Origin of the sequence: Streptomyces polygonati, from assembly GCF_042650325.1 — a bacterium.
In the GTDB taxonomy this organism is placed as follows: domain Bacteria; phylum Actinomycetota; class Actinomycetes; order Streptomycetales; family Streptomycetaceae; genus Actinacidiphila; species Actinacidiphila polygonati.
In genome coordinates, this window is record NZ_JBHSBB010000061.1 from 1 (window position 1) to 2048 (window position 2048).

Annotated in this window: 2 protein-coding genes; one reads left to right on the forward strand and one right to left on the reverse strand. The window is 68.7% G+C overall.

Annotated features, from left to right (window positions below; all coding sequences use genetic code 11):
• The first annotated feature begins 53 nt into the window (after positions 1 to 53).
• Positions 54 to 1511, forward strand: a complete 1458-nt coding sequence (locus tag ACFO3J_RS35915) for an NF041680 family putative transposase (protein WP_386439087.1) — start codon at positions 54 to 56, stop codon at positions 1509 to 1511.
• 36 nt (positions 1512 to 1547) lie between these two features.
• On the opposite strand, the gene ACFO3J_RS35920 is transcribed toward ACFO3J_RS35915, so the two are convergent.
• The coding region (locus ACFO3J_RS35920) for a hypothetical protein (RefSeq protein ID WP_386439089.1) at positions 1548 to 2048 on the reverse strand (501 nt) is incomplete at its 5' end.

The following is a 2048-nucleotide window of genomic DNA, read 5'->3' on the forward strand; positions in this document are numbered from 1 at the left end:
TCTCCACGCTTCGAGATGTCGAGTAACGAAGCACGAGAGAACGGCCGCTGTGTATGAGTCTGCCTGTCGCCGGGTCCGCCGGTGATGCGTTGGGTGTCCTGTCCCGCTTTCGGGTCGAGTTCTACGAGTCCTTGTACGCCCGCGCGGATGCGCTCTTCGAGCTCGCGGACGCGGTGCTATGTACGGACGGGCCGGTGAAGACGCTGGTCGAGCTGTGCCTGGCTGCCGAGCATCGGCGTGGGCACGGTGCCCTGTACGCCGCGTTGGACCGGGGCTGGTGCGAGCCTGCCCGCCTGCGCCGCGCCCTGGCCGGCCTGCCGCTGCCGCGGGCGGCCGACGGACGGATCGTGCTGGCCGTCGACGTCAGCAACTGGCTGCGGCCTGACGCCCCCACCAGCGACGACCGGTTGTTCTGCCATGTCTACGGGCGTGGGAACCGGAGCAAGGACCAGTTCGTGCCCGGCTGGCCGTACTCCTTCGTCGCGGCCCTGGAGACCGGCCGGACCTCCTGGACCGCGCTGCTGGACGCTCTCCGCCTGGGGCAGGCTGACGACGCGACGGCGGTCACCGCAATCCAGCTCCGCGATGTCGTCGCCCGGCTGATGCACACCGGGCAGTGGCGCGAGGGCGACCCGGAGATCTGGGTCGTCATGGACTCCGGCTACGACGTCGCCTTCCTCTCCCATGCGCTCGCGGACCTGCCCGTCGTCCTGGTCGGACGCCTGCGCTCGGACCGCGTGATGCTCCGCGACGCCGGGCCCGCCCCCTGCGGTCCGAAGGGCGGCCGGCCCCGCAAGCACGGCGGCGTCCTGTCCCTGGCACGACCCGACAGCTGGCACGAACCCGACGTCACCACCGTCACCGACACCACCCGCTACGGCAAGGCCGAAGCGATGGCCTGGGACCGGATACACCCCCGGCTCACCCACCGCGGTCCCTGGCTGGACCTGGCAAAGGAGGAACTACCCATCCTGCACGGCACCTTGATGCGGCTGAAAGTCGAACGCCTGCCAGGTCACCGCGACCCCAAACCGGTCTGGCTCTGGATCTCCTCGACCGTCACCGCACCGGCGGACGTGGACCGCTGGTGGCAGGCATTCCTCCGCAGGTTCGATCTCGAACACACCTTCCGGCTGATGAAACAGACCCTCGGCTGGACCGCCCCAAAGATCCGGCACGCGGACACCGCCGACCTGTGGACGTGGCTGATCATCGCTGCCCACACCCAGCTCCGCCTGGCCCGTCCGCTTACCGAGGACCTGCGTCGCCCCTGGGAACGGGCCGCCGAGCCTCGCCGGCTCACCCCCGCCCGGGTGCGGCGGGGGTTTCGCAACGTCCGCGCGACGGCAGCTCGTCCAGCGGCCGCACCAAAACCGTCCCGGCCAGGACCCGGACGGCCTCCCGGCTCGAAGAACAAGCACCGCGCCAAGCACCACGACGTCGGCAAGACCGTCAAACGCGCCGAGTCGATCAAGGAACACCAAGCCCGCCGAGGGTTAACGTCAAGCTGAACTTGTCTTTTAGGGTCAGAAGCTGTTTGCACAACCTCACGGCGATGGAAGTGGCGCGGGTGTGTCGCCGGGCGGCCACCAGTGAGTGCCGTAGTAAATGTGCTTCGCCCAGAAGCCGGGGTCCTCGTGATAGGCAATGTCCGAGCCCACGATCCACGTCCGCGGGGTCCGCCCGTCGTCCCCGGGCTCACACCAGTGACGAACGATGCGCGCGGCCGCCTCACCTGGGGTGATACCGAATTCCGTCGACAACTGGTCGGCGACAGCACGACAGAACTGCAACGCCTCGGCGTCCCCGGCGCACGGGAACTCCTCGTCCGACCGAAGAACCGATTCGTGGACGAGATACTCCACGGGCCCGGGCAGGCCACCGACGCCGACGGGCACGCGAGTTGCGATCTTGTCCTGCAAGGCCGACACGGTCAGCCCGTACTCTCCGAGGAAGTGATCCAAGTCCCGCTCGACGCCGATGCATACGTACCGGGCAGGAGCAGGGTCACGAGGCGCAGGCACAACTACATGATGCCAGCGCCCCGA

Coding starts and splice junctions, on each gene's coding strand:
- ACFO3J_RS35915 (WP_386439087.1), top strand. CDS start 54: ATGAGTCTGCCTGTCGCCGGGTCCGCCGGTGATGCGTTGGGTGTCCTG.